This is a genomic window from Caballeronia sp. GAFFF2 (assembly GCF_023631485.1).
Lineage (GTDB): Bacteria > Pseudomonadota > Gammaproteobacteria > Burkholderiales > Burkholderiaceae > Caballeronia.
In genome coordinates this window covers 216576-241505 of the sequence record NZ_JALQDA010000009.1, presented here as the reverse complement: position 1 = coordinate 241505, position 24930 = coordinate 216576, and the positions used below count along the sequence as shown (strand labels likewise).

Annotated in this window: 25 protein-coding genes; 11 read left to right on the top strand and 14 right to left on the bottom strand. The window is 63.1% G+C overall.

Translation table 11 applies throughout. The features are described from left to right. Positions 1–22: 22 nt before the first annotated feature. The 4 genes from NCT04_RS06530 to tsaB are packed head-to-tail and all read right to left on the bottom strand — an operon-like array spanning position 23 to position 3609. Entirely contained in the window at positions 23–1171 is a 1149-nt protein-coding gene (locus NCT04_RS06530; protein WP_250464461.1) for a DUF1853 family protein, read from the bottom strand. Continuing rightward, positions 1171–2346 (bottom strand): uracil-DNA glycosylase, encoded by a 1176-nt coding sequence (locus NCT04_RS06525; RefSeq protein ID WP_250464460.1) that lies wholly within the window; start codon positions 2344–2346, stop codon positions 1171–1173. The genes NCT04_RS06530 and NCT04_RS06525 overlap by 1 nt, the downstream gene beginning before the upstream one ends. Further along, positions 2333–2827 carry a ribosomal protein S18-alanine N-acetyltransferase gene (gene rimI, locus NCT04_RS06520; protein WP_244827734.1) on the bottom strand — a complete coding sequence of 165 codons (495 nt, stop codon included), beginning with the start codon at positions 2825–2827 and terminating at the stop codon, positions 2333–2335. The genes NCT04_RS06525 and rimI overlap by 14 nt, the downstream gene beginning before the upstream one ends. Continuing rightward, positions 2824–3609 (bottom strand): tRNA (adenosine(37)-N6)-threonylcarbamoyltransferase complex dimerization subunit type 1 TsaB, encoded by a 786-nt coding sequence (gene tsaB / locus NCT04_RS06515; RefSeq protein ID WP_250464457.1) that lies wholly within the window; start codon positions 3607–3609, stop codon positions 2824–2826. The genes rimI and tsaB overlap by 4 nt, the downstream gene beginning before the upstream one ends. A gap of 175 nt (positions 3610–3784) precedes the next feature. Between tsaB and NCT04_RS06510 the strand changes: the two genes are divergently transcribed. From NCT04_RS06510 to aceA, 3 genes are all read left to right on the top strand, one after another. Further along, positions 3785–4054 carry an acyl-CoA-binding protein gene (locus tag NCT04_RS06510; protein WP_244827732.1) on the top strand — a complete coding sequence of 90 codons (270 nt, stop codon included), beginning with the start codon at positions 3785–3787 and terminating at the stop codon, positions 4052–4054. A gap of 467 nt (positions 4055–4521) precedes the next feature. Further along, the gene (locus NCT04_RS06505) at positions 4522–6168 is read left to right on the top strand and encodes a DEAD/DEAH box helicase (RefSeq protein WP_250464456.1); all 1647 of its coding nucleotides are present in this window, start codon (positions 4522–4524) and stop codon (positions 6166–6168) included. A 385-nt stretch (positions 6169–6553) separates the two neighbouring features. Beyond that, positions 6554–7861, top strand: coding sequence for an isocitrate lyase (aceA, locus tag NCT04_RS06500; RefSeq protein WP_244827730.1), 1308 nt, complete (start codon positions 6554–6556; stop codon positions 7859–7861). An 85-nt stretch (positions 7862–7946) separates the two neighbouring features. On the opposite strand, the gene NCT04_RS06495 is transcribed toward aceA, so the two are convergent. Further along, positions 7947–8381 (bottom strand): universal stress protein, encoded by a 435-nt coding sequence (locus NCT04_RS06495; protein ID WP_244827729.1) that lies wholly within the window; start codon positions 8379–8381, stop codon positions 7947–7949. A 67-nt stretch (positions 8382–8448) separates the two neighbouring features. Further along, the gene (locus NCT04_RS06490; protein ID WP_250464455.1) at positions 8449–9351 is read right to left on the bottom strand and encodes a LysR family transcriptional regulator; all 903 of its coding nucleotides are present in this window, start codon (positions 9349–9351) and stop codon (positions 8449–8451) included. A 138-nt stretch (positions 9352–9489) separates the two neighbouring features. Here NCT04_RS06490 and NCT04_RS06485 point away from each other — a divergent pair, with 138 nt between their 5' ends. From NCT04_RS06485 to NCT04_RS06475, 3 genes are all read left to right on the top strand, one after another. Beyond that, positions 9490–10257: a haloacid dehalogenase type II gene (locus NCT04_RS06485; protein WP_250464453.1), complete on the top strand. Its 768-nt coding sequence runs from the start codon at positions 9490–9492 to the stop codon at positions 10255–10257. Positions 10258–10312: 55 nt separating this feature from the next. Then, complete coding sequence (aceB, locus tag NCT04_RS06480) at positions 10313–11929, top strand: malate synthase A (RefSeq protein WP_250464451.1); 1617 nt, start codon at positions 10313–10315, stop codon at positions 11927–11929. A 168-nt stretch (positions 11930–12097) separates the two neighbouring features. Further along, entirely contained in the window at positions 12098–12358 is a 261-nt protein-coding gene (locus NCT04_RS06475; RefSeq protein WP_244828011.1) for a DNA-binding protein, read from the top strand. Between the two features lie 39 nt (positions 12359–12397). On the opposite strand, the gene NCT04_RS06470 is transcribed toward NCT04_RS06475, so the two are convergent. Both NCT04_RS06470 and bamC read right to left on the bottom strand, forming a co-directional pair. Next, positions 12398–12688 carry a putative quinol monooxygenase gene (locus tag NCT04_RS06470; protein WP_244827725.1) on the bottom strand — a complete coding sequence of 97 codons (291 nt, stop codon included), beginning with the start codon at positions 12686–12688 and terminating at the stop codon, positions 12398–12400. 457 nt (positions 12689–13145) lie between these two features. Next, a complete protein-coding gene (bamC, locus tag NCT04_RS06465) occupies positions 13146–14339 on the bottom strand; it encodes an NlpB/DapX family lipoprotein (RefSeq protein WP_250464449.1) in 1194 nt (397 codons plus the stop codon). A 456-nt stretch (positions 14340–14795) separates the two neighbouring features. On the opposite strand from bamC, the gene NCT04_RS06460 reads away from it, so the two are divergent. Beyond that, positions 14796–15269: a DUF2844 domain-containing protein gene (locus NCT04_RS06460; RefSeq protein ID WP_244827723.1), complete on the top strand. Its 474-nt coding sequence runs from the start codon at positions 14796–14798 to the stop codon at positions 15267–15269. Between the two features lie 14 nt (positions 15270–15283). Further along, a complete protein-coding gene (locus NCT04_RS06455) occupies positions 15284–16594 on the top strand; it encodes a DUF3443 domain-containing protein (protein WP_250464446.1) in 1311 nt (436 codons plus the stop codon). 65 nt (positions 16595–16659) lie between these two features. Here NCT04_RS06455 and pcaC read toward each other — a convergent pair whose 3' ends face one another. Genes pcaC through NCT04_RS06425 form a run of 6 tightly spaced genes read right to left on the bottom strand, consistent with a single transcriptional unit; the run spans position 16660 to position 21837 of the window. Then, positions 16660–17046 carry a 4-carboxymuconolactone decarboxylase gene (pcaC, locus tag NCT04_RS06450; protein ID WP_244827721.1) on the bottom strand — a complete coding sequence of 129 codons (387 nt, stop codon included), beginning with the start codon at positions 17044–17046 and terminating at the stop codon, positions 16660–16662. Next, positions 17043–17837, bottom strand: a complete 795-nt coding sequence (gene pcaD / locus NCT04_RS06445; protein ID WP_250464444.1) for a 3-oxoadipate enol-lactonase — start codon at positions 17835–17837, stop codon at positions 17043–17045. The genes pcaC and pcaD overlap by 4 nt, the downstream gene beginning before the upstream one ends. A 27-nt stretch (positions 17838–17864) precedes the next feature. Next, complete coding sequence (locus NCT04_RS06440; RefSeq protein WP_250464442.1) at positions 17865–19223, bottom strand: 3-carboxy-cis,cis-muconate cycloisomerase; 1359 nt, start codon at positions 19221–19223, stop codon at positions 17865–17867. A 4-nt stretch (positions 19224–19227) separates the two neighbouring features. After that, positions 19228–20430, bottom strand: a complete 1203-nt coding sequence (gene pcaF, locus NCT04_RS06435) for a 3-oxoadipyl-CoA thiolase (RefSeq protein ID WP_250464440.1) — start codon at positions 20428–20430, stop codon at positions 19228–19230. Between the two features lie 33 nt (positions 20431–20463). Continuing rightward, positions 20464–21120, bottom strand: coding sequence for a 3-oxoacid CoA-transferase subunit B (locus NCT04_RS06430; protein ID WP_244827717.1), 657 nt, complete (start codon positions 21118–21120; stop codon positions 20464–20466). A gap of 12 nt (positions 21121–21132) precedes the next feature. Then, entirely contained in the window at positions 21133–21837 is a 705-nt protein-coding gene (locus tag NCT04_RS06425) for a 3-oxoacid CoA-transferase subunit A (RefSeq protein WP_250464438.1), read from the bottom strand. 220 nt (positions 21838–22057) lie between these two features. On the opposite strand from NCT04_RS06425, the gene NCT04_RS06420 reads away from it, so the two are divergent. From NCT04_RS06420 to NCT04_RS06410, 3 genes are all read left to right on the top strand, one after another. Beyond that, entirely contained in the window at positions 22058–22870 is an 813-nt protein-coding gene (locus tag NCT04_RS06420; RefSeq protein WP_250464436.1) for an IclR family transcriptional regulator, read from the top strand. Between the two features lie 75 nt (positions 22871–22945). Then, positions 22946–23869, top strand: coding sequence for a LysR family transcriptional regulator (locus tag NCT04_RS06415; protein WP_244827714.1), 924 nt, complete (start codon positions 22946–22948; stop codon positions 23867–23869). Positions 23870–23994: 125 nt separating this feature from the next. Beyond that, positions 23995–24891: a LysR family transcriptional regulator gene (locus NCT04_RS06410; protein ID WP_250464434.1), complete on the top strand. Its 897-nt coding sequence runs from the start codon at positions 23995–23997 to the stop codon at positions 24889–24891. The last annotated feature ends 39 nt before the right edge of the window (positions 24892–24930 follow it).

Here is a 24930-nt window from a genome sequence, read left to right as displayed (position 1 = left end):
GGTCGGCGCGCGCCTGAACGCTCTATAACCGCGCCGCCGCAAAGATCCGCGCGCGCTCCGGCCAGTCGTCCGGCACGATAAAGCCGCGCGATTCCTCGCTCCAGTTGCCCGCATCATCGCGTCGATAAGCCGCGATCATCGTCGGCATGGCAATCTCTTGCAGACGCGCATGAATCACCGATGCCTCGGCCAACAACGCGTCAGCATCGTCTGCGCGGAGCCGCCGCGAAGCCAGCCACGCGAGTCGTGGCTGCACGATCCACGCGCGCTCATCGTGGGCATTGCTTGCCGTGCCACGCTTCTCGCGCCAGTCGGAAGCCGTCATCCACCAGCCGCGCAAATGCTGCTCGCCGATTTCAGGCGCGCTCGCGACGCCTTCATCGCGATAGAAGAGCCGCCCCTTGATGAACAAGCGCGGCTCCCACGGTCCTTCGTAACCCAGCGCGATGAACTCAGGGCGCGCCGTCAGCGTGGACTGATGCGTCAGCAAGCGCGCATGTTTCAGATCGAAGCGATCCTGCAAGTTCGGTCCCACGTAGTCGGAGAGTCGTGAACTTGGCGACGCGGCGTCAGCGCCGACGTTTTGCGCGGCGCGTTCACCGACAATGCGGCCTGGCAGACGCGCGCCTGACGACGCGTCGATATCGACACCGCCTTGCGCGGCGTGTTCACCGGCGAAGCGATCCGGCAGACGCGCACCGGACGGCGCGTCGATCTCGCCACCGCTTTGCGCGACAGGTTTGCCGATATGCAGATAAAACTTCACCGCGAGTTCCCAATGCAGCCGCGCGCCGTCCGCCGTTTCGAGCAGAAAATCGCATTCGCCGATGGTGCGACGCTGACGCCGTATCTGCACGTTCGCGGCGATCAGGCGCGCCGCCGGCCCGTGCGTCAGGAAGAATTCCAGCAGGCTTTCCGCATAGATGCCGAGCCGAGTGCTCTTTGGGTTGCGCGTGTGGGCGTGGAGCGCGTCGGGCGCGGCATCGAGTTCGGCGAGCCACGCGAGCGTCGTTCGCCGCATTGCTTCCGAGTCGAAGGGATGAGCGAGCCGCGCGCCCGCATGATGCTCGTCGAGCAAGTCCGGCGAGAGTAGCAGCCACGCCAGATCCCGCACCGTCGTGTCGCCGAAACCATCGACGATGCGCGCGAAATCCGGCGATGGCGCCGACATCAGCGGCCGCCCTTTCGTCCTTCCTGCGCGCCCGCCTCGACGCCGAGCGCGGCGAGCGCATCCCGGTACGTGCCGCGCGCGAGGCACAGATCCGCCCAGGCCTTGGCCTTGTCGGGCAGGCTGCGCAGCAGATACGCGGGGTGATACGTGACCACCACCGGCACGCCGCGATATTCATGCACGCGGCCGCGCATCGACGCGATGCTGCCGTCTGTCTTGAGAAGACTCTGCGCCGCGAAGCGCCCGAGCGCGACGATGATCTTCGGCTTGACGAGCTCGACCTGACGTTGCAGATAAGGCTCGCAGCGCGCGACTTCCTCGGGTTCCGGATTGCGATTGCCGGGCGGACGGCACTTCAACACGTTGGTGATGAAGACGTTCGACTCGCGCGACAGTTCGAGCGCGCGCAGCATGTTGTCGAGCAGCTTGCCGGCCTGGCCGACGAACGGTTCGCCTTCCTTGTCCTCGTTCTCGCCGGGCGCCTCGCCGATGAGCAGCCAATCCGCTTCGCGGTCGCCGACGCCGAACACCGTGTTGGTGCGGCGCTCGCACAGGCGGCAGCGTTCGCAACCGGCAACGCGCGCGGCGAGCGTGTCCCAATCGAGCGTATGGATGTCGCTCGGGGCGTCGGCTGCGGCGGGCGACGGTGCGTAAAACGGCGCATCGTCGGTCCACGGGAGATCGTCGTAGGCTTCGAAAGGGGCTTCGTGGTCTTGAGGCGGGCTTGGTTCGCGTGCGGCGCGTGCCGGTTCGCGATCGGCGCGAGTGACGGCTTCGGCTTCGGCTTCGGCTCCGGCTTCGCGTAAGCGCGGTTGGTGGGCCAAGGCATCAGGCGATGCGTGTTGCGCAAGACCTTCAGGCGCTTGGTTCGGCAGCGAATCGCGCGAGGTTGGGCTCGCCACATCTCCCCGACGCGTCGCCGATGCGTCGTGTGGATTGGCTGCCGGAAGAGGCGTCAACCGCGCCTCCGATGTTTTCGAAGCCAACGATGCCGCCTTATCCGCACCCGGACTTGCCACTTCGCCACGCGACGAACGCGAAAGCCGCGCCTCGACTGCAACATCCGATGGCAACGTCAAGGAAGCCGAAGACGCGCCACCCGCCTCGCTCACCCGCCGCCGCACCCACACCGGCCCAAAGCCGAGTTCTTCCACAAGCAGATCATCGAGCGCCATGCGCACTCTCCTTCGGAAACGACAGACGCATGACGATTGCGTCCTCGCGCGAACGGTGCCGCGCGGGATAATAATTCTTCCGGCGCCCGATGGCCACGAAGCCAAAGCGCTCGTAAAGCTGAATGGCACGCGGGTTCGACGGCCGCACTTCGAGCAACACGCCTTCGAGCTTTTCCGTGCGCGTGATGCGCACCGCCTCGCGCAACAGCGTGAGCCCCGCTCCAGCGCGCTGCGCACTCGGCGCGACGCACAGGTTGAGCAGATGCATTTCATCGACGACCGGCATCAGCACGCAATAGCCGATGAGCGTGCCCGTCACATGCCGCAAGCACACGCCGTAATAACCATTGCGCAACGAGTCCTGAAAATTGCCGCGGCTCCACGGAAACTCGTACGCCATCTTTTCGACGGCGGCGACTTCGTCGAGATCGGCCTCGGTCATCGGCGTCAGATACCGGTCCGCCAGCAGCACGCCGCTCACCGCAGCGCCCCCTCGCCCGATGCGGCGCGCGCCTGCATGCGCTCCGCCGTCGTTTGCGCCACCTTGTCGCGGATATAGTCGGGTGCGGCGAGTTCAGGTGCAATCGCCCGTCCCGCGCGCCATTCGCGAAGCGCGATCAGCGCGACGGGAAGCGCGTGCGGCAAGGCATGACGATCGACGACCGTCGCGGCTGCAAGCGCGGGAAAACGCTCGCCAAAAGCCGTTGCAGCGTTGCCCGCGAGCGCAAAGGGGACATCGGGAAGCGGTACGGCCGCCGGTGCATCGAGCGATGCGGGATGCAGCGTGCGCCATGCGCCCGTTGCATCGTCGAACTCGAAGTCGGCCCAGTAGACTTCGTCCATGCGTGCATCGAGTGCGACGAGCACGCGCGCTGGCAGCGCTGCGTCGTGCAGGCGCGCCGCTTGTACGCATGCGAAGAGCGTGCTCACGGGCACGACCGGCACGTTCAAGCCGAACGCCAAACCCTGCGCGACGCCTGTCGCGGTGCGCAATCCCGTGAAGGAGCCCGGACCCGCGCCGAACGCGATCGCCGAACATTCGGCAAGCGTGACGCCAGCGTCCTCGCACAACTCGCGCACCGCGGGCAGCAACCGCGTGCTGGATACCGCGCCCGTCGCCTCGTGGCGATACCAGACGCGTAGATCGTCGTGTGCGTATTGCGGGGCGACGGTATCGGAAGGAGAAGAAGAATTGGCGAGCAAGAGCGCAACGGAGCAGAACTCCGTCGAGGTATCGAGGGCGAGCAGAACGGTGCGTGTCATAGCCGGTATTGTAATGCGGGACCCGCGACGCTTTCGCGCCATCTGAATCGGCGCGACGCGTTTTCGGCGATGCGTGGGCTCTGGAGGCTTCGCTCGGTTCGAAGAAAACCTCGACCCATTCGGGAGAATGCGCTTGCTAAGATCGGCAGCCCAAAGACTCGCAGGAGAAACGCGCATGACCGAGATCGATCAGCAATTCGCCCAGGCGCAGAATGATGTCACGCAGTTGACCGAGCGCCCCGGCAATCTCACGCTGCTGCGCCTGTATGCGCTATTCAAGCAAGGCAGTCTCGGCGACGTTCAAGGCGACAAGCCAGGCTTCACCGATATCGCCGGCAAGTACAAGTACGAAGCCTGGGCCGCGCTCAAAGGCACACCCGCCGACGACGCCAAGCGGCGTTACGTGGAATTGGTCGATTCGCTCAGACGCGGCGACGCTGACTAATTCACGAGCTGAGCATGCCGGCGCGCTTCGATGCCCGAAATTGGCGCGCAGGTGCTTCATCATGTGGCGCGGTGCAACAAACTACGATATACTAGCGGTCAGCGCTTGACTGTAAGTTGCATCACCCGAGAAAGACCCAAGCAAGATCGGTGATCCTCCGAGCAACAAAGCGTTTCGTAGCGTTTTGCCCCAATCCAGTTTAGAAACTGTCCCCTCCCTGCCAGGCCGTCTGCGTGTTGTATTAGCGCGTTGTGTTGTTCGCATCTATCGGCCCGTCATGCATCAGGCTGACGTCAGCGCCCCTCGGGTCTGCCGTATCCTATACAGCTTCTAAAAAGATTCTCGCCGCTTATGCGTGCGAGTGGCCCCCGTTTTTCGATTTGCTCGCTGTTTCTTCGCTCGCTGAATCCAACGACCTGGGTATGCCGATTGGCGCCGACGCCTCATTTCCCGTTTCAAGGATCGACATGACTTCGAGCATTACCCCCAGCCCGTTGGACAACATCGCAGCACAAGCACTAGACCTCCCCGCAGCACCCGCAGTACAAGCCGTGGCACAACCCGAAGGCCCGACGTTCGAGTCGCTTGGCCTGTCCGCCGACATCGTCTCCGCGCTGACCGCCGCAGGCTATCAGTCGCCGACGCCGGTTCAGCAGCGCGCGATTCCCGCAGCGCTCGCCGGCCGCGATCTGCTCGTCTCCAGCCCGACCGGTTCGGGCAAGACGGCCGCGTTCATGCTGCCCGCCATCGAAAAATTCGCGCAAATGGAGAAGCTCCAGGCGCAGCAACCGCGCGCCCCGCGTGACCCGAATGCCAAGCCGGTGCGCCGTCAGCAACCCGTCGCGCGCCCGCGTCTGCTCGTGCTCACGCCGACCCGCGAACTCGCCATGCAGGTTTCCGCTGCCGCGACGACCTATGGCCGTCATCTGAAGCGTCTGCGCACGGTCAGCATTCTCGGCGGCGTGGCTTACGGCCAGCAATTGATGCTGCTTGCGAAGAACCCTGAGATTCTCGTCGCCACGCCGGGTCGCTTGATCGATCACCTCGAACGTGGCCGTATCGACCTGTCGACTCTCGACATGCTCGTGCTCGACGAAGCCGACCGCATGCTGGACATGGGCTTCATCGACGACATCGAAACGATCGTTGCCGCCACGCCAGCTTCGCGTCAGACGCTGCTGTTCTCGGCCACCATCGACGGCAAGATCGCTTCACTTACCGGCCGTCTGTTGAAGGACCCTGAGCGCATCGAGATCGTTCAGAAGCTCGAAGCGCGCGACAACATCGCGCAACACGTGCATTACGTCGATGACCGCGATCACAAGGATCGTCTGCTCGACCATCTCCTGCGCGACGAAGGCCTCGATCAGGCAATCGTCTTCACGGCGACCAAGAGCGACGCGGACCTGATCGCCAACCGTCTGTCGGACGCTGGCTTCGATTCCGCCGCATTGCACGGCGACCTGCCGCAAGGTGCACGCAATCGCACGATCCGCGCGCTGCGCGAAAAGCGCGTTCGCGTGCTGGTCGCGACCGACGTGGCTGCACGCGGTATCGACATTCCCGGCATCACGCACGTGTTCAACTACGATCTGCCGAAGTTCGCGGAAGACTACGTGCACCGTATCGGCCGCACGGGTCGCGCGGGCCGCAGCGGCATCGCGGTGAGCCTCGTGCATTACGCTGAAATCGGCGCGCTGAAGCGTATCGAGCGCTTCGTGCGTTCGCCGCTGCCGGTGAACGTCGTGGTCGGCTTCGAGCCGCGCAAGTCGCCGCCTAAGGGTGGTTTCGGTGGCGGCGCTGGCGGCCGTGGTCGTCCGGGCGGCGGCAATGGCGGCGGTCGTCGCTTCGGCAGCGGCGGTGGCAATGGCGGCAGCGGTAACGGCGGTGGCCGTGGCTACGGCGCATCCAACGCCAGCGGATACGGTAACAAGCCGAGCACCGGTTCGCGCGAAGGCGGGTATCGCGGTGAAGGCGGCGGCTATCGCGGCACCAACGCCGGCGGCAGCGAAGGCGGTTATCGTGGCGGTTCGCGCGATGGCGGTTTCGGTGGCCAGCGCGACGGTTTCGCCCGCCGCAGCGATGGTCCGCGCGCCCCGCGCCGCGGCAGCTAAGCCTTGATCGCTTAAAGGGCAGAGCGGCTATAAAAGCCGTTTGCCCGATAGCACAAAAAAAACCGATGCCTCGCGCGTCGGTTTTTTTTCGTCCGCTCGCCATATTTCACGATGTGCAATGATCTTTTGCGTCGCAAAAGACGTGCTGCGCGGCACAACGTCGGGCATTGCAAGATGGAAAACCGTATTTCGCATCGTGGAAATATTATTCCATCTCCCTGTATTTTAACGAAAATATTTATACGAAAATCTCTCTGCAAGGACTGTGTTGCGCGCGGCAATTTGCCTAGACTCTTATATAAGAGTTGAGCAAACGAAACCGCCGACGTCGGCGCACGAAGCTCAAATCGCCAAGGAACTCAGTTCAATCTCAAGGAGAAACGCCATGACCTCACGTCAACAGCAAGCCCAACAACTCCATCAGGAATGGGAAACGGATTCGCGCTGGAAAGGTGTCAAGCGCAGCTATTCGGCGGAGGACGTGGTGCGTCTGCGCGGCTCCGTGCCGGTCGAGCACACGCTCGCGCGGCGTGGCGCTGAAAAGCTGTGGGCGTCGATTCATGAAGAGCCGTTCGTCAACGCGCTTGGCGCATTGACTGGCAATCAGGCGATGCAGCAGGTGAAAGCCGGCCTCAAGGCCATCTACCTGTCCGGCTGGCAAGTCGCGGGCGATGCCAATGTCGCGGGCGAGATGTATCCGGATCAGTCGTTGTATCCGGCGAACTCGGTGCCCCTCGTCGTGAAGCGCATCAACAACACGCTTACGCGCGCCGATCAGATTCAATGGTCCGAAGGCAAGAATCCGGGCGATGCCGGCTACGTCGATTACTTCGCGCCGATCGTCGCGGATGCCGAAGCCGGTTTCGGCGGCGTGCTCAACGCCTTCGAACTGATGAAGGCGATGATCGAAGCCGGCGCAGCGGGCGTGCACTTCGAGGACCAGTTGGCGTCGGTGAAAAAGTGCGGCCACATGGGAGGCAAGGTGCTGGTGCCCACGCGTGAGAACGTCGCGAAGCTGACGGCCGCGCGTCTCGCCGCCGACGTCTGCGGCACGCCGACGCTCGTCATTGCGCGCACGGATGCCGAAGCCGCCGATCTCGTCACGTCCGACATCGACGACAACGACAAGCCGTTCCTGACCGGCGAGCGCACCGTGGAGGGCTTCTATCGCACGCGTCCGGGGCTGGATCAGGCAGTGTCGCGCGGCCTCGCCTACGCGCCGTATGCGGACCTCGTATGGTGCGAAACCGGCAAGCCGGACCTGGAATACGCGAAGAAATTCGCCGAAGCCATCCACAAGCAGTTCCCGGGCAAGATGCTCTCGTACAACTGCTCGCCGTCGTTCAACTGGAAGAAGAATCTGGACGACGCGACCATCGCCAAGTTCCAGCGCGAACTCGGCGCAATGGGCTACAAGTTCCAGTTCATCACGCTCGCGGGTTTCCACGCGCTGAACTACTCGATGTTCAACCTCGCGCACGGCTACGCCCGCTCGCAGATGAGCGCCTTCGTCGAACTGCAGCAAGCCGAATTCGCTGCCGCCGACAAGGGTTTCACGGCGGTCAAGCATCAACGCGAAGTGGGCACCGGCTATTTCGATGCCGTCACGCAAACGGTCGAACGCGACGCATCGACGACCGCGCTGCATGGATCGACGGAAGACGAGCAGTTCTTCGACAAAAAGGTCGCGTAAAAGCGGCAGGCTGAATCAGGGAGCGCAGTAAAACCGACGGCGGCCGTGGCGACATGGCCGCCGTTTTTCATTTCACCGTGACCTGTCACCGATAGACGATGACCGGAATCTTGGTATGCGTAAGCACGCGCTGTGTCTCGCTGCCGATCAGGAGACTGCCAAGCCCGCGTCTGCCGTGCGAGGCCATCAGGATCACGTCGCAGCCGTTGCCCTCCGCCGCCTCGATGATGCCGATATACGGCGCCGCGTCGATGCTCGTCACGCTGTCGCACGCCACGCCTGCCGCGATCGCCGCGCGTTCGACGGCGCGCAGATGATCGCGGGCTTCGCGTTCGGCGCGCGTGTGGAAGTCGTCGGGTGGTTCGACGGCGACATCGGCGAAAGGCGAATAAGGGTATTGCGGCAGGCACGCGTAAGCCGTGATGCGTGCGCCAACGGATTGCGCGAGGTCGATCGCGCCGTCGATGGCCTTTTGCGACAGTTCGGAACCGTCCGTCGGCACAAGGATGTGTTTGAACATGGCGTCCTCCTTCGGGCGTCGGTGCGTGCTTTCATTCTAGTGCCGCAAACGCGCGATCAAGGGCGGTTCATCCCCAGTATCCCGAAGCGTTATACGTATGCTTGAGCAGATCGAGAAAAAGACGCACACGCAACGGCAAGTGCCGGCGTTGCGGAAAAACGGCGTGGATGCCGATAGGCGGCGCGGCGAACGCATCGAGCACGCTCTCGAGGCGTCCCGCGCCGATATCCTCGCCCACCTCCCACCACGACCGCCACGCGAGCCCGCGCCCTTCCATGCACCACTCGTGCAGCACGGCGCCGTCCGAGCACTCCATCGTGCCGGAGACTTTGATCGTCACTACCTTGCCATCTTGCTGAAACACCCAGCCGCGCTGCTGATTCGCCGATGCCCCAAGCGCGAGACAGTTGTGATGCGCAAGCGCCGCGAGGTCCGCGGGTTCACCGAATTTCGCGAGATAGTCGGGCGACGCCACGCACACGCGCCGGTTCTCGCCGAGTTTGAGCGACACGAGCGACGAATCCGGCAACTCGCCGAGACGCACGGCGCAATCGAAGCCTTCGTTGACGAGATCGACCATGCGGTCGGTGAGATCGAGGCTCACGGAAACGTCCGGATGCAGCGTCGTGAATTTCGGCACGAGCGGCGCGACGTGACGCCGCCCGAAGCCCGCCGGCGCCGACACGCGCAGATGCCCGCTCGCCTTCACGCCGCCCGCCGACACGCTCGATTCCGCGTTCTGCATGTCGTTGATGATGCGCTGGCAGTCTTCGAGAAACGCCGAGCCTTCGAACGTCAGCGTGATCTTGCGCGTCGTGCGCACGAGCAGCTTGACGCCGAGCCGTTCTTCCAGCGCGTCGAGCCGCCTGCCGATCACCGCGGGCGCGATGCCTTCCGCCTGCGCCGCCGCCGACAAGCTGCCTTTTGCCGCCACGGCCGCGAACGTCTCAATCTGCTTGAATCGATCCATGCGTTTTTTTCGTCAAATGCGGGACTCGCGCTCAGATTAGGTATTAAAAAGTAAAAGATCAAGTGATCCGGCGATGCTTTTTCCTTCACTACGATCACCAATACAATCCAACCCGACCTCTACATGGAGCGCACGGCTATGTCGGCCATAACGACACACCCATCTCCCCGCGCAGTGATTTTCGATGCCTACGGCACGCTCTTCGACGTTCACTCGGTCGTCTCGGTGGCCGAGCAACTGTTTCCCGGCAAGGGCGAGCCGCTCTCGCAGCTCTGGCGGCAAAAGCAGATCGAATACACGCAGTTGCGCACGCTCGCCGATCCGTCGGGTAGCCATTACGCGCCGTTCTGGGACATCACGATCGATGCCCTGCGCCACGCCGCCGCCCGCCTCGGTCTTGCCGATGCCCTCACCAGCGCCGCCGAGAAGCGTCTGATGGACGAATACGCCTGCCTGTCCGCGTTCCCCGATACCGTGACCGCGCTCAAACAATGGCGCGAGCGCGCAAGCATTCCCCTCGCGATCCTGTCCAACGGCAATCCGCCGATGCTCGATATCGCCATCAAAAGCGCGGGCATGACGGGCCTCTTCGACCACGTGCTTTCCGTCGATGCGGTGCGCGCCTACAAGCCCGCCGCCGCCGCGTACGAACTCGGCACGCGCGCTTTCGGCGCGGCGGCGCGCGAGATCGTGTTCGTGTCGTCGAACGGCTGGGATATCGCGGGCGCGACCTGGTTCGGCTACACGACGTTCTGGATCAATCGCGCCGGCTTGCCGGTTGAAGAACTCGGGCTCGCGCCCCGTGCAACGGGACGCGGCATGGCCGAACTGATCGAATTCATCGAAGGTGGATGCAAGCCACAGGACATTCCCTTACGTGGTGCGCGCCGGGCGCCGCGCAACTGATTTACCGCTTCACCGCTACAAGCAAAACCGTCTGACCGACCAAGGAGATTTGAACATGACGCAGACATCGCAATCGCATCCGCTGTCGTTGCCCGAGGGCATGCGCATCGCGGCCGAGATCAAGCCGGGCTTCGAAACCGTCCTCACGCCCGAGGCGCTCGCGCTCGTTGCATCGCTGCATCGCCGTTTCGAGCCGCGTCGCCGCGAACTGCTCGCCGCGCGTATCGACCGTACCCGGCGGCTCGACGCAGGCGAGCGTCCCGACTTCCTCGCATCGACCGAATCGATTCGCGCAGGCGACTGGAAAGTGGCGCCGTTGCCGAAGGACCTGCAATGCCGTCGTGTGGAGATCACCGGTCCGGTCGAGCGCAAGATGATCATCAACGCGCTCAACTCCGGCGCGGATTCGTACATGACCGACTTCGAGGATTCGAACGCGCCGAGTTGGGACAACCAGATCACCGGCCAGCTCAATCTGATGGAGGCCGTGCGCCGCACCATCTCGCTCGAACAGAACGGCAAGTCATACAAGCTCAACGACCAGGTCGCCACGTTGATCGTGCGTCCGCGCGGCTGGCATCTGGATGAGAAACACGTGACGGTCGATGGCGAGCGCGTCTCGGGCGGCATCTTCGACTTCGCGCTGTTCCTGTATCACAACGCGAAGGAACTGATCGCGCGCGGCAGCGGCCCCTACTTCTATCTGCCGAAGATGGAGAGCCATCTCGAAGCGCGTCTGTGGAACGACATCTTCATCGCGGCGCAGGAAAGCGTGGGCATTGCGCGCGGGACGATTCGCGCGACCGTGCTGGTCGAAACCATTCTCGCCGCCTTTGAAATGGACGAGATTCTGTACGAACTGCGCGAACATAGCTCCGGCCTGAACGCAGGCCGCTGGGATTACATCTTTTCCGCGATCAAGAAGTTCAAGAACGATCCAAACTTCTGCCTCGCCGATCGCGCCAAGATCACGATGACTGTGCCCTTCATGCGCGCATATGCGCTCGAATTGCTGAAGACGTGCCACAAGCGCAATGCGCCGGCTATCGGCGGCATGGCGGCGCTGATTCCGATCAAGAACGATCCCGCCGCGAACGAAAAAGCGATGGGCGGCGTACGTTCCGACAAGGCGCGCGATGCCACCGACGGTTACGACGGCGGCTGGGTCGCGCATCCGGGACTCGTGCCCATTGCGATGGAAGAATTTGTGAAAGTGCTCGGCGACAAGCCGAATCAGATCGCGAAGCAACGTGACGACGTACAGGTGAGCTCACACGATCTGCTCGATTTCCGTCCGGAAGAGCCAATCACCGAAGCCGGTTTGCGCAATAACGTGAACGTGGGCATTCACTATCTCGGTTCGTGGCTCGCGGGCAATGGCTGCGTGCCGATCCATAATCTGATGGAAGATGCCGCGACCGCCGAGATTTCGCGTTCGCAAGTGTGGCAGTGGATTCGTTCGCCGAAGGGCAAGCTCGACGATGGCCGCAAGGTCACGGCAGCGATGGTGCGGGAGATCACCATCGACGAACTCGAGAAGGTGAAGCAGTTGGTCGGCGGCGCGGGCAGCGATACCAAGCCTTACGAACGCGCGGCCAAGATCTTCGAAGAGATGTCGACTTCGGCGCAGTTCACCGAATTTTTGACCCTGCCGCTTTACGAGGCGATCTGACCCGCGAAGGTTGAGTCGTTCATCGCAAAACGTGCATTGCGAACAAACGGCCTGCGGGCCGTTTGTTCATTGAGACGTGGCGAACGAATCGCGCATGGCGTGTGCTACATTGCGCATCGTCTTTTTAACGATTCAACCGTGGAGCGCACTGACCGTGCGAACGACAGCATGAGCAATATCCAGCTCGATATCGAATGGACCGAGGCGGCATCGCGCAAAATCGAGAAACTGATGCCGCGCAACGCCAGCAAGGACGCCTATCTGGCACTGCCGCCGGTCGAATGTCTGCCGATGGAAGGCGATGTGCTTTTCCTTGGGCCGTCAGGCAAGCAGCAACCGTTTATCGTGGCCGAGCGTCAATATCATCACGACGGCGATGCGGACTGGACCATCATTCTGATCCTCGACGTCCCGCACGAAACACACTAACGACCCAACGGCATCCGCGCCGTTCATTCACGCCGCAGTTCAGAGAATCTTGCCTGCGACGTGAACCTCGCCGTGCTCGGCCAGTTCCGGCGACTTGGCGCGAAACGCCTGGATATGCGCGGACTTGCCGTGCTCGGCGAGTGCCTCTTCGCTTTCCCAACGCTCGACGAAGATGAAGCGGCGCGGTTCCTTCACATCGCGATGCAAGTCGTATTGCAACGCACCGCGTTCCTTGCGAGTCGGCTCGACATTCGCTTCGAGCACTTTCCTGAGTTCCTCTTCCTTGCCTGGCTTCGCGACAAAAATAGCGACGACAGCGACTTCCGACATAAGTGTTCTCCTCGTTTCAATGTTGGGATGGAACGCGAAGCATAACCGCGCGCGGCGCACTTTGCCGTTTTCGATCCACAAAGAAAAAACCCGCGTTCCGAATGAAACGCGGGTAAAAACCGTCGCCCTACGAGGATAGGCGACGGGGCCATCGGGGTTCGCGAGAACGCGAACCATTATTCGTTTGTCCTGTACCGGCGCTTCGCTGTACCGTGTTCGCCGATGACGTAATGTACTGTCCACTCGGTCGTTTTCTATAAGCTTTTGCGCACATAGCGCGATAGAAAGAATCCTCTGCGCAATAAGCGCGGAACGCTCGCATATGCGTTCACTCGCACGACCGATTTTTTCGCTATCGGCTTAACTTGTCGCGCCGAGAAAGGTTGACGAAAAAAAACCGCCTCGATGACGAGGCGGTTTGCACACGATGAGAGCCCGAAGGCTGCGAACGCGATGATCAGCCGATCTGACCGGCCAACAAGGCCATGATCTGACGCGCTTGCGGCGACGAATCGAGCTGACCTTTGTCGTCGACGATTGCGACGCGTGTTTGCTGTTCGGTGACCGCGCGCACGTTGACCTGATATTGCTTCGCGACCATTTCCTTGCGGCCGTGGAACACTTGGCTCCAAAAGCCCTGCTCGGCCGATGTCTTGTCGTTCGGATCGACGTAACGCACATAGTAGACGCCACGGCCACGGTCGCGATCGTCCACGGTGAAGTTCGCCCGATCCAGCGCGATGCCCACGCGCAGCCACGCGCGGTCGTAGGCTTCGGGCAGGGTCAGCTCCGATGTCGTGGCTTCGGGTACGGCTTCGTTGCGAATGGGGCTGTTGCCTGCGTTGGCCGCGTTGTGCGCGGCAACCGATGCAGCCTTCTTGTCGCCAGCCTTGGCGCTCGCCGCCGCGGCGGTCGCGCCCGGCAAAGACGTGCCGCCCGCTTGACGCGTGTCCGCGTTGGTAAGCGAAGTCATCAAACGGCGCAGGTATTCGTTTTCGAGCGCGGGGTCGTTCGGACGCGCCTGCCACTGGCTCGTGTCGTTGTTCACGCCGGTCAACGCTTCACGCATGCCCTTCTGGCTGATGAACACGTACGTGCCGCCGTTGGGCGCCGCTTCGAGACGCGTGCGGTATTTGTTGCGCTCGGCCGTGACATAGGAATTGCCCGTGGCCTTGGAGAGCGTGTCGCGAATCAGGCCATCTGAAATTTGCGGATGCGTTTCGTTCCAGTCGGTTTCCATCACGCCTTTATCGCGTTGATCGACGACGAGCAAGAAGCCCTGCTCTTGCCAAAACCGGCGGATCTGCGGCCAGACCTGATCGGGCGCGCGGTCGTCGACGACGAGCCAGCGCTCGGCGCCATCGCGCTGAATGCGCATGCCCGTGATTGGCGGCACCACCGTGGGCGCGGTGGGTGCGACCTTCTGGACTTGCTGCAGATCGGAAAGGGATGTCTGCCCGCCCTGTGGCGGCAGCGAACGCTGATCGACGGCTTCGTCGAGCAGGTTCGGCGGATTCGCGAGGGTTTCCTGCTTGGAGCGCTGATCGCTCTTGTAGTTGATCGCGTTAGGTGAAGACGTGCCGCAACCCGCCACGATTCCTGCCACTGCGACGACCGCAGCAACCCGCCTGGTTACACGAAAATCTGTCATGTCTGGAAAGTCCTTCCGCAACGCCACGGGTTCTTCCGTGGATCAACCCAGCATTTTACCGGTCTGGCGGTGTCTCTGGCAAAAAGAGGCCGGTTTCGTTTTCCGCGACGCTCGTCGCGATATTGATCCACGGAAACTGGATGCTTTTTGTCGCCGAGATTTGTTGGCAATTCGCCATCGGCAGCGAATGCGCTTTTGTTGCGGTCAAAAGGCATGGATGCACCCAAGCCATTAAATCGTCTTCGCCTCGAAATGACAATTTATGACAGTCTCAAAAATAGGCGATTTGGCTTTTCGAGCTTCGTAACGTACTGATTTTCAAGGCACCACGCCCGTCTTTCGAAGGCTTTTCGCGGCTTTCGAGTGCCTCGGGCGACGGTATCGCCCATCCCCTTCTTCCCTCTAGAATCGCTCTCAAAATTAAGAATTATCTGAGTGAAACTGAGAGAGGAACACGTGACTACGCCAAGACATACGCTAAGAAATCCTCATTACCTCGCGGCGGCCTGCATCGCGCTCGGCGGATCGATGGCCGCGCCTGCACAAGCGCAACTCGGCGCGATAGCGCGCAGCGCCGTATTTTCGCCAGGTGTCGTCGCGCATCGATCGACGCACGGCCTGCTCGATTACGTCGAAACGACGGACGCGAACGGCATCGTCGTGCGCGAATACGTCGCAGCCAGCGGCGCCGTGTACGCAATCTCCTGGCGCGGACCGGCCATGCCCGACACAGAAGCGCTGCTCGGCGCGTACTTTCAGCGCTTCAAGGACGGCGCGAACGCTTCTTCGGGCGATGCCGGTCTGCACGCGACGCGCATCGCGAATGGCGATCTCGTCGTCGAAAATCACGTGCGGCTGCGTGAGTTCAGTGGCCGCGCATGGCTCGTGAGCGCGCTTCCAGTTGGCGTATCCACCGCCGATATTCAATGACGATGGAGGCACGCATGCCTATTCGCACGCATCTCACGCTTCTTATCGTCACCGCACTGACCTTGACCGCATGCGGCGGTGGCGGCGGTTCCGACAGCGCCACGCCGGCACCCGCCGCGCCTGCACAAGCCAGCGCGCCCGCGACGGCCAGCGCGCCGGGCACGGCAAGCGTCCCGGCCGCGGCAAGCGCCGCCAGCGCGGCATCCGCACCGAGCGCCGACTCCACCACCGTCGTGCAATCGACCACGCCGAACGTGCAGACCATCACCGTCACCAGCACGCCAACTCGCACGCGCAACATGCTGCAGACGAGCGTCACTATCTGCGTGCCGGGCACGAATACCTGCCAGACCATCGACAACATCCAGGTCGATACCGGCTCGCACGGGCTGCGCGTGCTGGCGTCGGCACTGAACTCGCAAATCGCGCTGCCGCTCGTCGCTTCAAGCGGTTCGAACGGGTTCGTCGCCGAATGCTCGGTGTTTGGCACGGGCTACACATGGGGCGCCGTGCGCACCGCCGATGTGCGGCTCGCCGGCCAAGTGGCGGGGGCAACCTCCGTGCAGTTGATCGCCGATGCATCGACGCCCACGGCGCCCGCCGATTGCGCACAGTCCGGCCTGCCGATGCTCGACGCATCGAAGCCGCGCGGCAACGGCATTCTCGGCGTCGGTCCGTTCGCCGCCGATTGCGGCGCGGGCTGCGCCGCCTCCGCCATGCCACGCTGGTACTACACCTGCAACGCAGGCGGCGGTTGCACGGCGAGCAGCTTGCCGGTTGCGCAGCAGGTGACCAATCCGGTCGCCAATTTCGCCGCCGACAACAACGGCGTGCTGATCGAACTCCCCGCCATTCCAGCCGCAGGCGCATCCGCGGTCACGGGGACGATGACCTTCGGCATCGGTACGCAGGCGAACAATCTACTCGGCACGGCGACGGTGTTGAAATCGAGTTCGTCTTCCGGCTATGTGTCGACGAGCTTCGGCGGCAGTCAGTATGGGACGAGCTTCATCGACAGCGGATCGAATGGGTTGTTCTTCCCTTCGACGAGCATCACGACATGCGGCGCGTGGTATTGCCCGGCGGCGACGCAAGCCTTGAGCGCGACCGTGCGTTCGACGAGCGGCATCACGACAGACGTCTCGTTCAGCGTCGCGCAATCGACTACGTTGATCGCAAGCGGCAATTTTGCGTTCAGCAATCTCGCCGGACCGTCGAGCGGATACTTCGACTGGGGCTTGCCATTCTTCTTTGGGAGACGCGTGTTCACGGCGCTCGAAGGACGCGCGACGCCCGCAGGAAACGGGCCGTATTACGCGTTCTGAAAAGCCGAGGGCCGTTCGCGATGAACGGCCCTCGGCTTGACATGCCGCAACAGGCGGAAAGCTACTTACTTCTTCTGCGCCTCTTCCTCGAAGATCTTCTGCGCCAGATGGAACGCCGAGTTCGCGGCCGGCACGCCGCAATACACGGCCGTCTGCAGCAGCACTTCCTTGATCTCGTCCTGCGTCACGCCGTTGTTCTTCGCGGCGCGCAGATGCAACGCGAGTTCCTCGCCACGATTGAGCGCGACCATCATCGCGATGGTGAGAAGGCTGCGCGTATGACGCGGCAAGCCATCGCGCGTCCAGATTTCGCCCCACGCATAACGCGTGATGAAGTTCTGGAAATCCGTGGTGAGATCGGTGCGGTTGGCAAGCGAGCGGTCCACGTGCGCATCGGACAGCACCGCGCGGCGCACCTTCATGCCGGCTTCGTAACGTTCGTCATCAGTCATGGTTGTTCTCCGAGAAAGTCGAGCACGGCGCGCGTGTAATCGTCGCGCTTCTCGATGTTCGACAAATGCGCCGCGTCCAGTTCGACGTAGCGCGCGCCTTCGATATAACCCGCCAGTTCGCGGCCCTGCTCGGCTGTCGTCGACAGATCGTGCGTGCCTGCGATCACGAGCACCGGCAGCGCGATGGTCTTCGCTTCGGCGCGCAGGTCGGCGTCGCGGATCGCTTCGCAATTCGACGCGTAGCCTTCGCCCTCCGTATGCCGGAAGACATCGCGGATGTTGGCGAGCACGAGCTGTTGCCGCTCGATGAACGGCGCAGTGAACCAGCGCGCGATCACGGCGTCGGTCAGCGACGACATGCCGCCTGCTTCACGCGCTTTCGCGGCGCGCGGCGTCCACACCGCATCCGAGCCGATGAGCGCCGCCGTGTTCGACAGCACCACGCGCGAGAAACGTTCGGGATGACGCGCGGCGAGCCCGATGCCCGTGAGCCCGCCCATCGACAGACCGCAGTAATGCGCGCGTTCGATACCGAGATGATCGAGCAGCCCGACGACATCGCCGATCAACTGATCGATGGTGTACGGCCCCGCTGGCGCGTCCGAATGGCCGTGGCCGCGCGTGTCGTAACGCACCACGCGGTAGTGCTCGGCGAACGCTTCGACTTGCGGCGTCCACATGGAGACATCGGCGCCGAGCGAATTCGACAGCACGAGCCACGGGGCGTCATGGCCCGCGCGGGCATCGACTCGATAGTGAATCCGGGTACCGTTGATAGCGGCAAGGGGCATGCTGTATCGCTCCTGAATCTTGTGCGCTCACGCGTTCGCGCGATGAAGCTCGAGCGCGGCGTCGACGAAGGCCTGTGCCTGACCGGCGTAATTCGCCGGATCGAGCAAGGATTTCAACTGTTGTTGCGAAAGATGCTGCGTGACGGTTTCGTTCGCGGCGAGCACATCGAAGAGAGACTGGCCGCTTGCCACCGCCGCCTTCGACGACTGCTCGACGAGCTTGTGCGCATCCAGCCGGCCGATGGCGTCGCCGAGCGCGAGCATGACCGCTTCGCCGAGCACGAGACCGTTGGTCGCGTCGAGATTCCGCGCGAGCCGCGCGACGTTCACTTCGAGACCCGGCACGATGCCCTTGATATTCGACAACGCTCCCGCCGTAAGCCGCGCGAGATCGGGCAGCGCTTCCCATTCCGCCTGCCAGCCGCCGAGCGCGCGTTCGTGTTCCTGCACCATGCCCGCGAAAATCGTCGCGACGAGATTGGGCGCGCGCGTCGCGGCAGTAAGCACCGCCGCGCAACCCACGGGATTGCGCTTGTGCGGCATGGTGGACGACCCGCCCTTGCCTGCGGCGGCCGGCTCGGCGAGTTCGCCGAGTTCGGTCTGCATCATGAGCGAGATGTCGCGCGCGATCTTGCCAAGCGTGCCCGTGAGCATGCCGAGAAACGCCGCCGCCTCCGCGATGCGATCGCGTTGCGTATGCCAAGGCAGCGCGGGCAGGGCGAGCTGAAGTTCATCGGCGAGCGACTGCGCCACCGGCAAGGCCTTGTCGCGCAGACTCGCCAGCGTGCCCGCCGCGCCGCCGAATTGCAGCACGAACACGCGCGATTTCAGTTCGTACAGACGCCCGCGATGACGCGTCACTGCGTCCAGCCATTGCGCGAACTTGAGACCGAGCGTGATTGGCAGCGCCTGTTGCAACCATGTGCGGCCGATCATCGGCGTCGCGTGATGCTTCTGCGCCTGCTGCGCGAGCGATGCCGCGAGTTCGCGCAGATCGGCATCGATCAGTTCGAATGCGGCGCGCAGTTGCAGCATGACGCCCGTGTCGATGATGTCCTGACTCGTCGCGCCCCAATGCACGTACTTCGCGGCCTCGGCGTCGCCGGCCTTCATTACGGCGGTCAATTGCTTGACGAGCGGAATCGCGAGATTGCCGCCGGCGGCCGCGCCGGTCATCAACGCGCCGGCGTCGATGTTGTCGGCATTGCACGCGGCGACGATCGCATCGACCGCGCTCGCCGGAATCACGCCATGCTCCGCCGATGCACGCGCGAGCGCCGCTTCGACATCGAGCATGGCCTGCACCGTCGCGCGCGCCGACCATAGCGCGTTGGCGGCCTCGTTGCCGCAGATGAGATCCGTGAGACGTCCGGTCGAGGCGAACATGTCCTTAGACACGCTCGATGACCATCGCAATGCCCTGGCCCACGCCGATGCACATGGTGCAGAGCGCGAAGCGCCCGCCCGTGCGCTGCAACTGATAGCTCGCGGTCGTCACGAGCCGCGCGCCGGACGCGCCGAGCGGATGTCCGAGCGCGATCGCACCGCCGTTCGGGTTGACGCGAGGATCGTCGTCGGCAATGCCGAGCATGCGCAGCACGGCGAGCCCTTGCGAGGCGAAGGCTTCGTTCAGTTCGATCACATCGAACTGGTCGATCGTCATGCCAAGGCGCGCCAACAGCTTCTGCGATGCGGGCGCCGGTCCGATACCCATCACGCGCGGTTCGACACCCGCGGTCGCGATGCCGAGAATGCGCGCGCGCGGCGTGAGGCCATGACGCTTCGCGCTTTCTTCGTCGGCGATCAGCATGGCGACGGCGCCATCGTTCACGCCCGACGCGTTGCCCGCCGTCACCGAGCCGTCCGGACGCACCACGCCCTTCAGTTTCGCGAGCGTTTCGAGACTCGTCTCACGCGGATGCTCGTCCTGCGACACGACGAGCGCGTCGCCCTTCTTCTGGGCGATGCTGACCGGCGTGATTTCCTGCGCGAGCGTGCCGTCCTTCTGCGCGCGCGATGCTTTCTGCTGACTGCGCAACGCGAACGCGTCCTGATCGGCGCGGCTCACCTTGTAGTCGTCGGCGACGTTCTCGGCGGTTTCGGGCATCGAGTCGACGCCATAGAGCTTCTTCATCAGCGGATTGACGAAGCGCCAGCCGATGGTCGTGTCGTGAATCTCGGCCTGACGCGAGAACGCGCTCGTCGCCTTGCCCATCACGAACGGCGCACGGCTCATGCTCTCGACGCCGCCCGCGATCAAAAGGCTCGCCTCGCCCGACTTGATGGCGCGCGCCGCGATGCCGACCGCATCCATGCCCGAACCGCACAGGCGGTTGACCGTCGAACCGGGCGTGCCCACAGGCAAGCCGGCAAGCAACGCCGACATGCGCGCGACGTTGCGATTGTCTTCGCCCGCCTGATTCGCGCAGCCGTAGATCACTTCCTCGACGGCTTCCCAGTCCACTTCCTTGTTGCGTTCGACGAGCGCGCGCAGCGGCACGGCGCCCAGGTCGTCGGCACGCACGGAAGACAGCGAACCGCCGTAACGGCCGATCGGCGTGCGGATGGCATCACATACGAAAGCTTCTTTCATCGGTCAACTCCAGTTATCTCTCAGGCGAAGCGTTTATGCAGCCTCGGACAGCGGCACGTATTGCAGCGGCACCTGGGCCAGCTTTTGCAGTTCGTCGAACGACAGACCTTCCACCATCTCGCGCACGACAAAGCCTTCCGGCGTCACGTCGAACACGGCGAGGTCCGTATACACGCGATCCACGCACTGTACGCCCGTCACCGGATAAGAACACTCGGCCACGAGCTTGCTCTCGCCTTGCTTCGTGAGCAGTTCCATCATCACGTACACCTGCTTGGCGCCGATGGCCAGGTCCATTGCGCCGCCGACGGCGGGAATCGCATCGGGTGCGCCGGTGTGCCAGTTAGCGAGGTCGCCCGTCGCCGAGACCTGGAACGCGCCGAGCACGCAGAAATCGAGATGGCCGCCGCGCATCATCGCGAAGGAATCGGCGTGATGGAAGAACGCGCCGCCCGTCAAGAGCGTGACGTGCTGCTTGCCGGCGTTGATGAGTTCGTCGTCCTCTTCGCCCTTCGCGGGCGCGGGACCCATGCCGAGCAGGCCGTTTTCGCTATGGAGGAAGATTTCGCGATCCGCCGCGAGATGATTGGCGACGAGCGTCGGCACGCCGATACCGAGGTTCACATACGCGCCTTCGGGAATGTCCGCGGCCACGCGGCGGGCCATTTCGTCACGGGAAAGTTTCTTCATGGCTTCGATCCTTCAGGATGCAAGTTCAGCTTCGAGTTTGGCGGCATGCACCGCCTGCGGCACTTCGACGACACGTTGCACGAAGATGCCCGGCGTCACGATGTTCTCGGGGTCAAGCTCGCCGAGCGGCACGACCTTCGACACCTGCACGATGGCGGTCTTCGCGGCGCTCGCCATGATCGGCCCGAAGTTGCGCGCCGTCTTACGATAGACCAGATTGCCCCAGCGGTCGCCCTTATAGGCCTTCACGAGCGCGAAGTCGGCGTGTAGCGGCGCTTCGAGCACGTAGTGCTTGCCGTCGATCACGCGGGTTTCCTTGCCTTCGGCGAGCTTCGTGCCGTAGCCGGTCGGCGTGAAGAATCCGCCGATGCCCGCGCCCGCCGCTCGAATGCGCTCCGCGAGATTACCCTGCGGCACGAGTTCGAGTTCGATTTCGCCCGCGCGGTAGAGCGCGTCGAAGACGTGCGAGTCGGTCTGACGCGGAAACGAACAGATGATCTTGCTGACGCGCTTCGCCTTCAGCAAGGCGGCGAGACCCGTGTCGCCATTGCCCGCGTTGTTGTTGACGATGGTGAGATTGCGCGCGCCCTGTTCGATGAGCGCGTCGATCAGTTCCGAGGGCATGCCCGCCGTGCCGAAACCGCCGATCATGATGGTCGCGCCGTCCTGCACATCCGCCACCGCCGACGCGAGCGAGTCGAAAATCTTGTTGATCATTGCCGTACTTTCTCCTGTGTCGAACCGACTTGCGTGTCAGCGCCTGCTTGAAGCAAACGCATCTCGGGGTTTACCTGTGCGCCGACAAGCTTGCTTCGAAATGTTCGATATGCGAACATGGATTCGTTAAGCGAACATCGGCATGTTAGTCCCCGGTTCTTTGTCGTGTCAACGAAGCATGCGCGAAGTGCGGGTTTGTACGGGTCTTCACGCTTTCTATATGTCCACTCCAACGAATGCCGACGCGGATTCATCCGATAACCCCGCGCGTCCCGGCGACGCCTACGTGCAATCGTTCGCGCGCGGGCTCTCGGTCATCCGCTCGTTCGACGCGAACCGCCCGGCGCAAACGCTCACCGATGTCGCCGCCGCGACCGGCTTAACGCGCGCGGGCGCAAGGCGCATTCTCCTTACGTTGCAGACGCTCGGTTATGTCGAAGCCGATGGCCGCCTCTTCCAGCTCACACCGAAGATACTCGACCTGGGCTTCGCCTATCTCACGTCGATGCCGTTCTGGAATCTCGCCGAGCCGGTCATGGAAGAACTCGTCGCGCAAGTTCACGAAAGCTGCTCGGCGGCGGTGTTGAACGGCGCGGAGATCGTCTACGTGCTGCGCGTGCCGACCCACAAGATCATCACGCAAAATCTGTCGATCGGCAGCCGTCTGCCCGCGTTCTGCACGTCGATGGGCCGCGTGCTTTTCGCCGCACTCGACGACGCACAACTCGACAAAGCACTCGATGCCAGCGAACTCGTCGCGCGCACGCCGCACACCATCGTCGACAAGACTGCGCTCAGGGAATCGATCGCGCTCGTGCGGCGCCAGGGCTGGGCTATCGTCGATCAGGAACTGGAAGAAGGATTGATCTCCTTATCGGCGCCCATTCGCGACCGGCAAGGCCGCGTGATCGCCGCGCTGAACCTTTCCGGCAACGCGCAGCGCAAGAGCGCGAAGCAAATGGTGAAGTCGTTCCTGACGCCGCTGCAGGAAGCGGCGCAGCGCGTGTCGGACATGGTTGCGCGGCGTGGATGATCCGCGCGACACTCCACTATCCGCGAGGCGAATGCCGCATGACGCACTATTTCGCCGGACGATAACGACGGCCGCATGACCGACCTCGACCTGAATCTGATCCCGTTCCTCGTCGCGATAGAGGAGACGCGCAACGTGAGCCGCGCCGCCGAGCGGCTCGGCGTGAGTCAGCCGCGCGTGTCGACGGCGCTCGGACGGTTGCGCGAATATTTCAACGACCCGCTGTTCGTGCGGACCTCGCGCGGCATGGAGCCGACGCCGCGCGCCCTGGCGCTCGTGCCGGCGGCGCGCGAGGCGCTCGGGCGGATCGAACGCGGTTTGCTCGATACGCAGCACTTCGATCCCTCGTCGAGCACCGACACGTTCTCGATAGCGCTGTCGGATGTCGGCGAGATCGTGTTTCTGCCGCGCTTGTTGCAGGCGTTCGCAACCGAGGCGCCGCAAGCGAATCTGCGGTCTGTGTCGGCTTCACACGGCGATGTCGAGCGCGGACTCGAAGCCGGCTCGATCGATCTGGCGGTCGGCTATTTTCCCGATCTGCGCGGCAACAACTTCTTCCAGCAGCGGCTCTTTTCGCACCGGTTCATCTGTCTCATGCGGCGCGATCATCCCTTCGCGCGCGAGCCTCTCACGCTCGAACGCTTCTGCGCATGCGGCCACGCCGTCGTGCGCGCGGAGGGACGCAGTCAGGAAATACTCGAAAATCATCTCGACAAGGAACGCGTGCGGCGCCGCGCCGTGCTGGAAACGCCGCACTTCATGAGCTTGCCGTTCATTTTGTCGCGTACGGATCTCATCGCGACGGTGCCGCATGCGATCGGCTTCGCGTATGTGGCCGAACACGCGTCGATCACGCTCGCCGAGCCGCCGCTCGCGCTGCCGAGGTTCGATCTGCGGCAGCATTGGCATCGCAAGTTTCATAACGATCCACGCACGAGTTGGCTGCGTGGCGTCGTCGCCTCGCTCTTCAACGACGCACTCGACGAATGGCCGAAGTGACGGGCAGCTTTTCCTCGACGTGCGGCGATGTCTAAGACGCCCGCTCCGGCTTGCGTCCGAGTGGCTCTCATCCGCGGATAAATCCGGCTAACATTGGCGTTTTGTTTCCTCGAAGGAAATGATCGATGGATGCGCTCACCAGTCTTCGCGTATTCCGCGAGGTCGTCGAAGCCGGAAGTTTCGTGAAGGCGGCCGAACGGCTAGACATCTCGACCGCGATGACGAGCAAACACGTCGCCAACCTCGAACGCCATTTGAACGTGCGGTTGCTGAATCGAACGACGCGGCATCTCAGCCTGACCGAAGCCGGCAACGTTTATTACGAACAGTGCAGCGAGGCGCTCGACATCCTGCGCGCGGCAGAAGCCGCGGTCGGCACACAGACGGCGCAGCCACATGGCGTGCTCAAGGTGACCGCGCCGGGCTGGTTCGCCAATCGTAAGTTCGCGGATTTGCTAGTGGCTTATCAGGCGCGTTATCCGGATGTGCTCGTCGATCTGCGCCTTGAGAACCGCTTCGTCGATCTGGTCGAGGAAGGCTACGACATGGCCTTGCGCGCGACGTCCGAGCCGTCGCCCTCGCTCATCGTACGGCCGTTGTGCCGGATGCCTTTCGTGCTGGCGGCATCGCCTGCGTATATCGAACGGCATGGGCCGGTGCGGCATCCGGACGACATGGCGCGGCATCGCGTCGTGCTGCCGACTTACACCAATATCGAGATGGTTACGCTGACGGGCGCGGACGGCGCGTTCACGGTCAGGAATCAGCCGGTGCTGAAGACCAACGATACGTCGATGGCGCTCCAGCTCGTGCGTGCCGGGATGGGCCTGGCGTATCTGCCGGCGTGGATCGTCGATCCCGAACTGGGCGCGGGCAACTTGCTGCGCGTGCTGCCGGGCTACGAAGCGTTCGCGCCATCGGTGTATGCGGTGTACACGAGCCGCAAGTACATGACGACGAAGGTCAGAACCTTCATCGATTTCTTATCGGACTCGCTGAGCGATCAAGAACCAAGGAAGTGACCGAATCACGACAGAATTCGGATTAGTCGTAGATTAAGA

Excerpts from the sequence above, each read along its gene's own strand:
- NCT04_RS06475 (WP_244828011.1), top strand. The coding sequence starts at position 12,098 with ATGAGCAATATCCAGCTCGATATCGAATGGACCGAGGCGGCATCGCGC.
- pcaF (WP_250464440.1), bottom strand. The coding sequence starts at position 20,430 with ATGAAAGAAGCTTTCGTATGTGATGCCATCCGCACGCCGATCGGCCGT.
- NCT04_RS06530 (WP_250464461.1), bottom strand. The coding sequence starts at position 1,171 with ATGTCGGCGCCATCGCCGGATTTCGCGCGCATCGTCGATGGTTTCGGC.
- NCT04_RS06490 (WP_250464455.1), bottom strand. The coding sequence starts at position 9,351 with ATGGATCGATTCAAGCAGATTGAGACGTTCGCGGCCGTGGCGGCAAAA.
- pcaC (WP_244827721.1), bottom strand. The coding sequence starts at position 17,046 with ATGACTGATGACGAACGTTACGAAGCCGGCATGAAGGTGCGCCGCGCG.
- bamC (WP_250464449.1), bottom strand. The coding sequence starts at position 14,339 with ATGACAGATTTTCGTGTAACCAGGCGGGTTGCTGCGGTCGTCGCAGTG.
- tsaB (WP_250464457.1), bottom strand. The coding sequence starts at position 3,609 with ATGACACGCACCGTTCTGCTCGCCCTCGATACCTCGACGGAGTTCTGC.
- NCT04_RS06510 (WP_244827732.1), top strand. The coding sequence starts at position 3,785 with ATGACCGAGATCGATCAGCAATTCGCCCAGGCGCAGAATGATGTCACG.
- NCT04_RS06425 (WP_250464438.1), bottom strand. The coding sequence starts at position 21,837 with ATGATCAACAAGATTTTCGACTCGCTCGCGTCGGCGGTGGCGGATGTG.
- NCT04_RS06470 (WP_244827725.1), bottom strand. The coding sequence starts at position 12,688 with ATGTCGGAAGTCGCTGTCGTCGCTATTTTTGTCGCGAAGCCAGGCAAG.
- NCT04_RS06455 (WP_250464446.1), top strand. The coding sequence starts at position 15,284 with ATGCCTATTCGCACGCATCTCACGCTTCTTATCGTCACCGCACTGACC.
- NCT04_RS06525 (WP_250464460.1), bottom strand. The coding sequence starts at position 2,346 with ATGGCGCTCGATGATCTGCTTGTGGAAGAACTCGGCTTTGGGCCGGTG.
- NCT04_RS06415 (WP_244827714.1), top strand. The coding sequence starts at position 22,946 with ATGACCGACCTCGACCTGAATCTGATCCCGTTCCTCGTCGCGATAGAG.
- aceB (WP_250464451.1), top strand. The coding sequence starts at position 10,313 with ATGACGCAGACATCGCAATCGCATCCGCTGTCGTTGCCCGAGGGCATG.
- pcaD (WP_250464444.1), bottom strand. The coding sequence starts at position 17,837 with ATGCCCCTTGCCGCTATCAACGGTACCCGGATTCACTATCGAGTCGAT.
- aceA (WP_244827730.1), top strand. The coding sequence starts at position 6,554 with ATGACCTCACGTCAACAGCAAGCCCAACAACTCCATCAGGAATGGGAA.
- NCT04_RS06485 (WP_250464453.1), top strand. The coding sequence starts at position 9,490 with ATGTCGGCCATAACGACACACCCATCTCCCCGCGCAGTGATTTTCGAT.
- NCT04_RS06495 (WP_244827729.1), bottom strand. The coding sequence starts at position 8,381 with ATGTTCAAACACATCCTTGTGCCGACGGACGGTTCCGAACTGTCGCAA.
- NCT04_RS06430 (WP_244827717.1), bottom strand. The coding sequence starts at position 21,120 with ATGAAGAAACTTTCCCGTGACGAAATGGCCCGCCGCGTGGCCGCGGAC.
- NCT04_RS06440 (WP_250464442.1), bottom strand. The coding sequence starts at position 19,223 with ATGTTCGCCTCGACCGGACGTCTCACGGATCTCATCTGCGGCAACGAG.
- NCT04_RS06505 (WP_250464456.1), top strand. The coding sequence starts at position 4,522 with ATGACTTCGAGCATTACCCCCAGCCCGTTGGACAACATCGCAGCACAA.
- NCT04_RS06420 (WP_250464436.1), top strand. The coding sequence starts at position 22,058 with ATGTCCACTCCAACGAATGCCGACGCGGATTCATCCGATAACCCCGCG.
- NCT04_RS06410 (WP_250464434.1), top strand. The coding sequence starts at position 23,995 with ATGGATGCGCTCACCAGTCTTCGCGTATTCCGCGAGGTCGTCGAAGCC.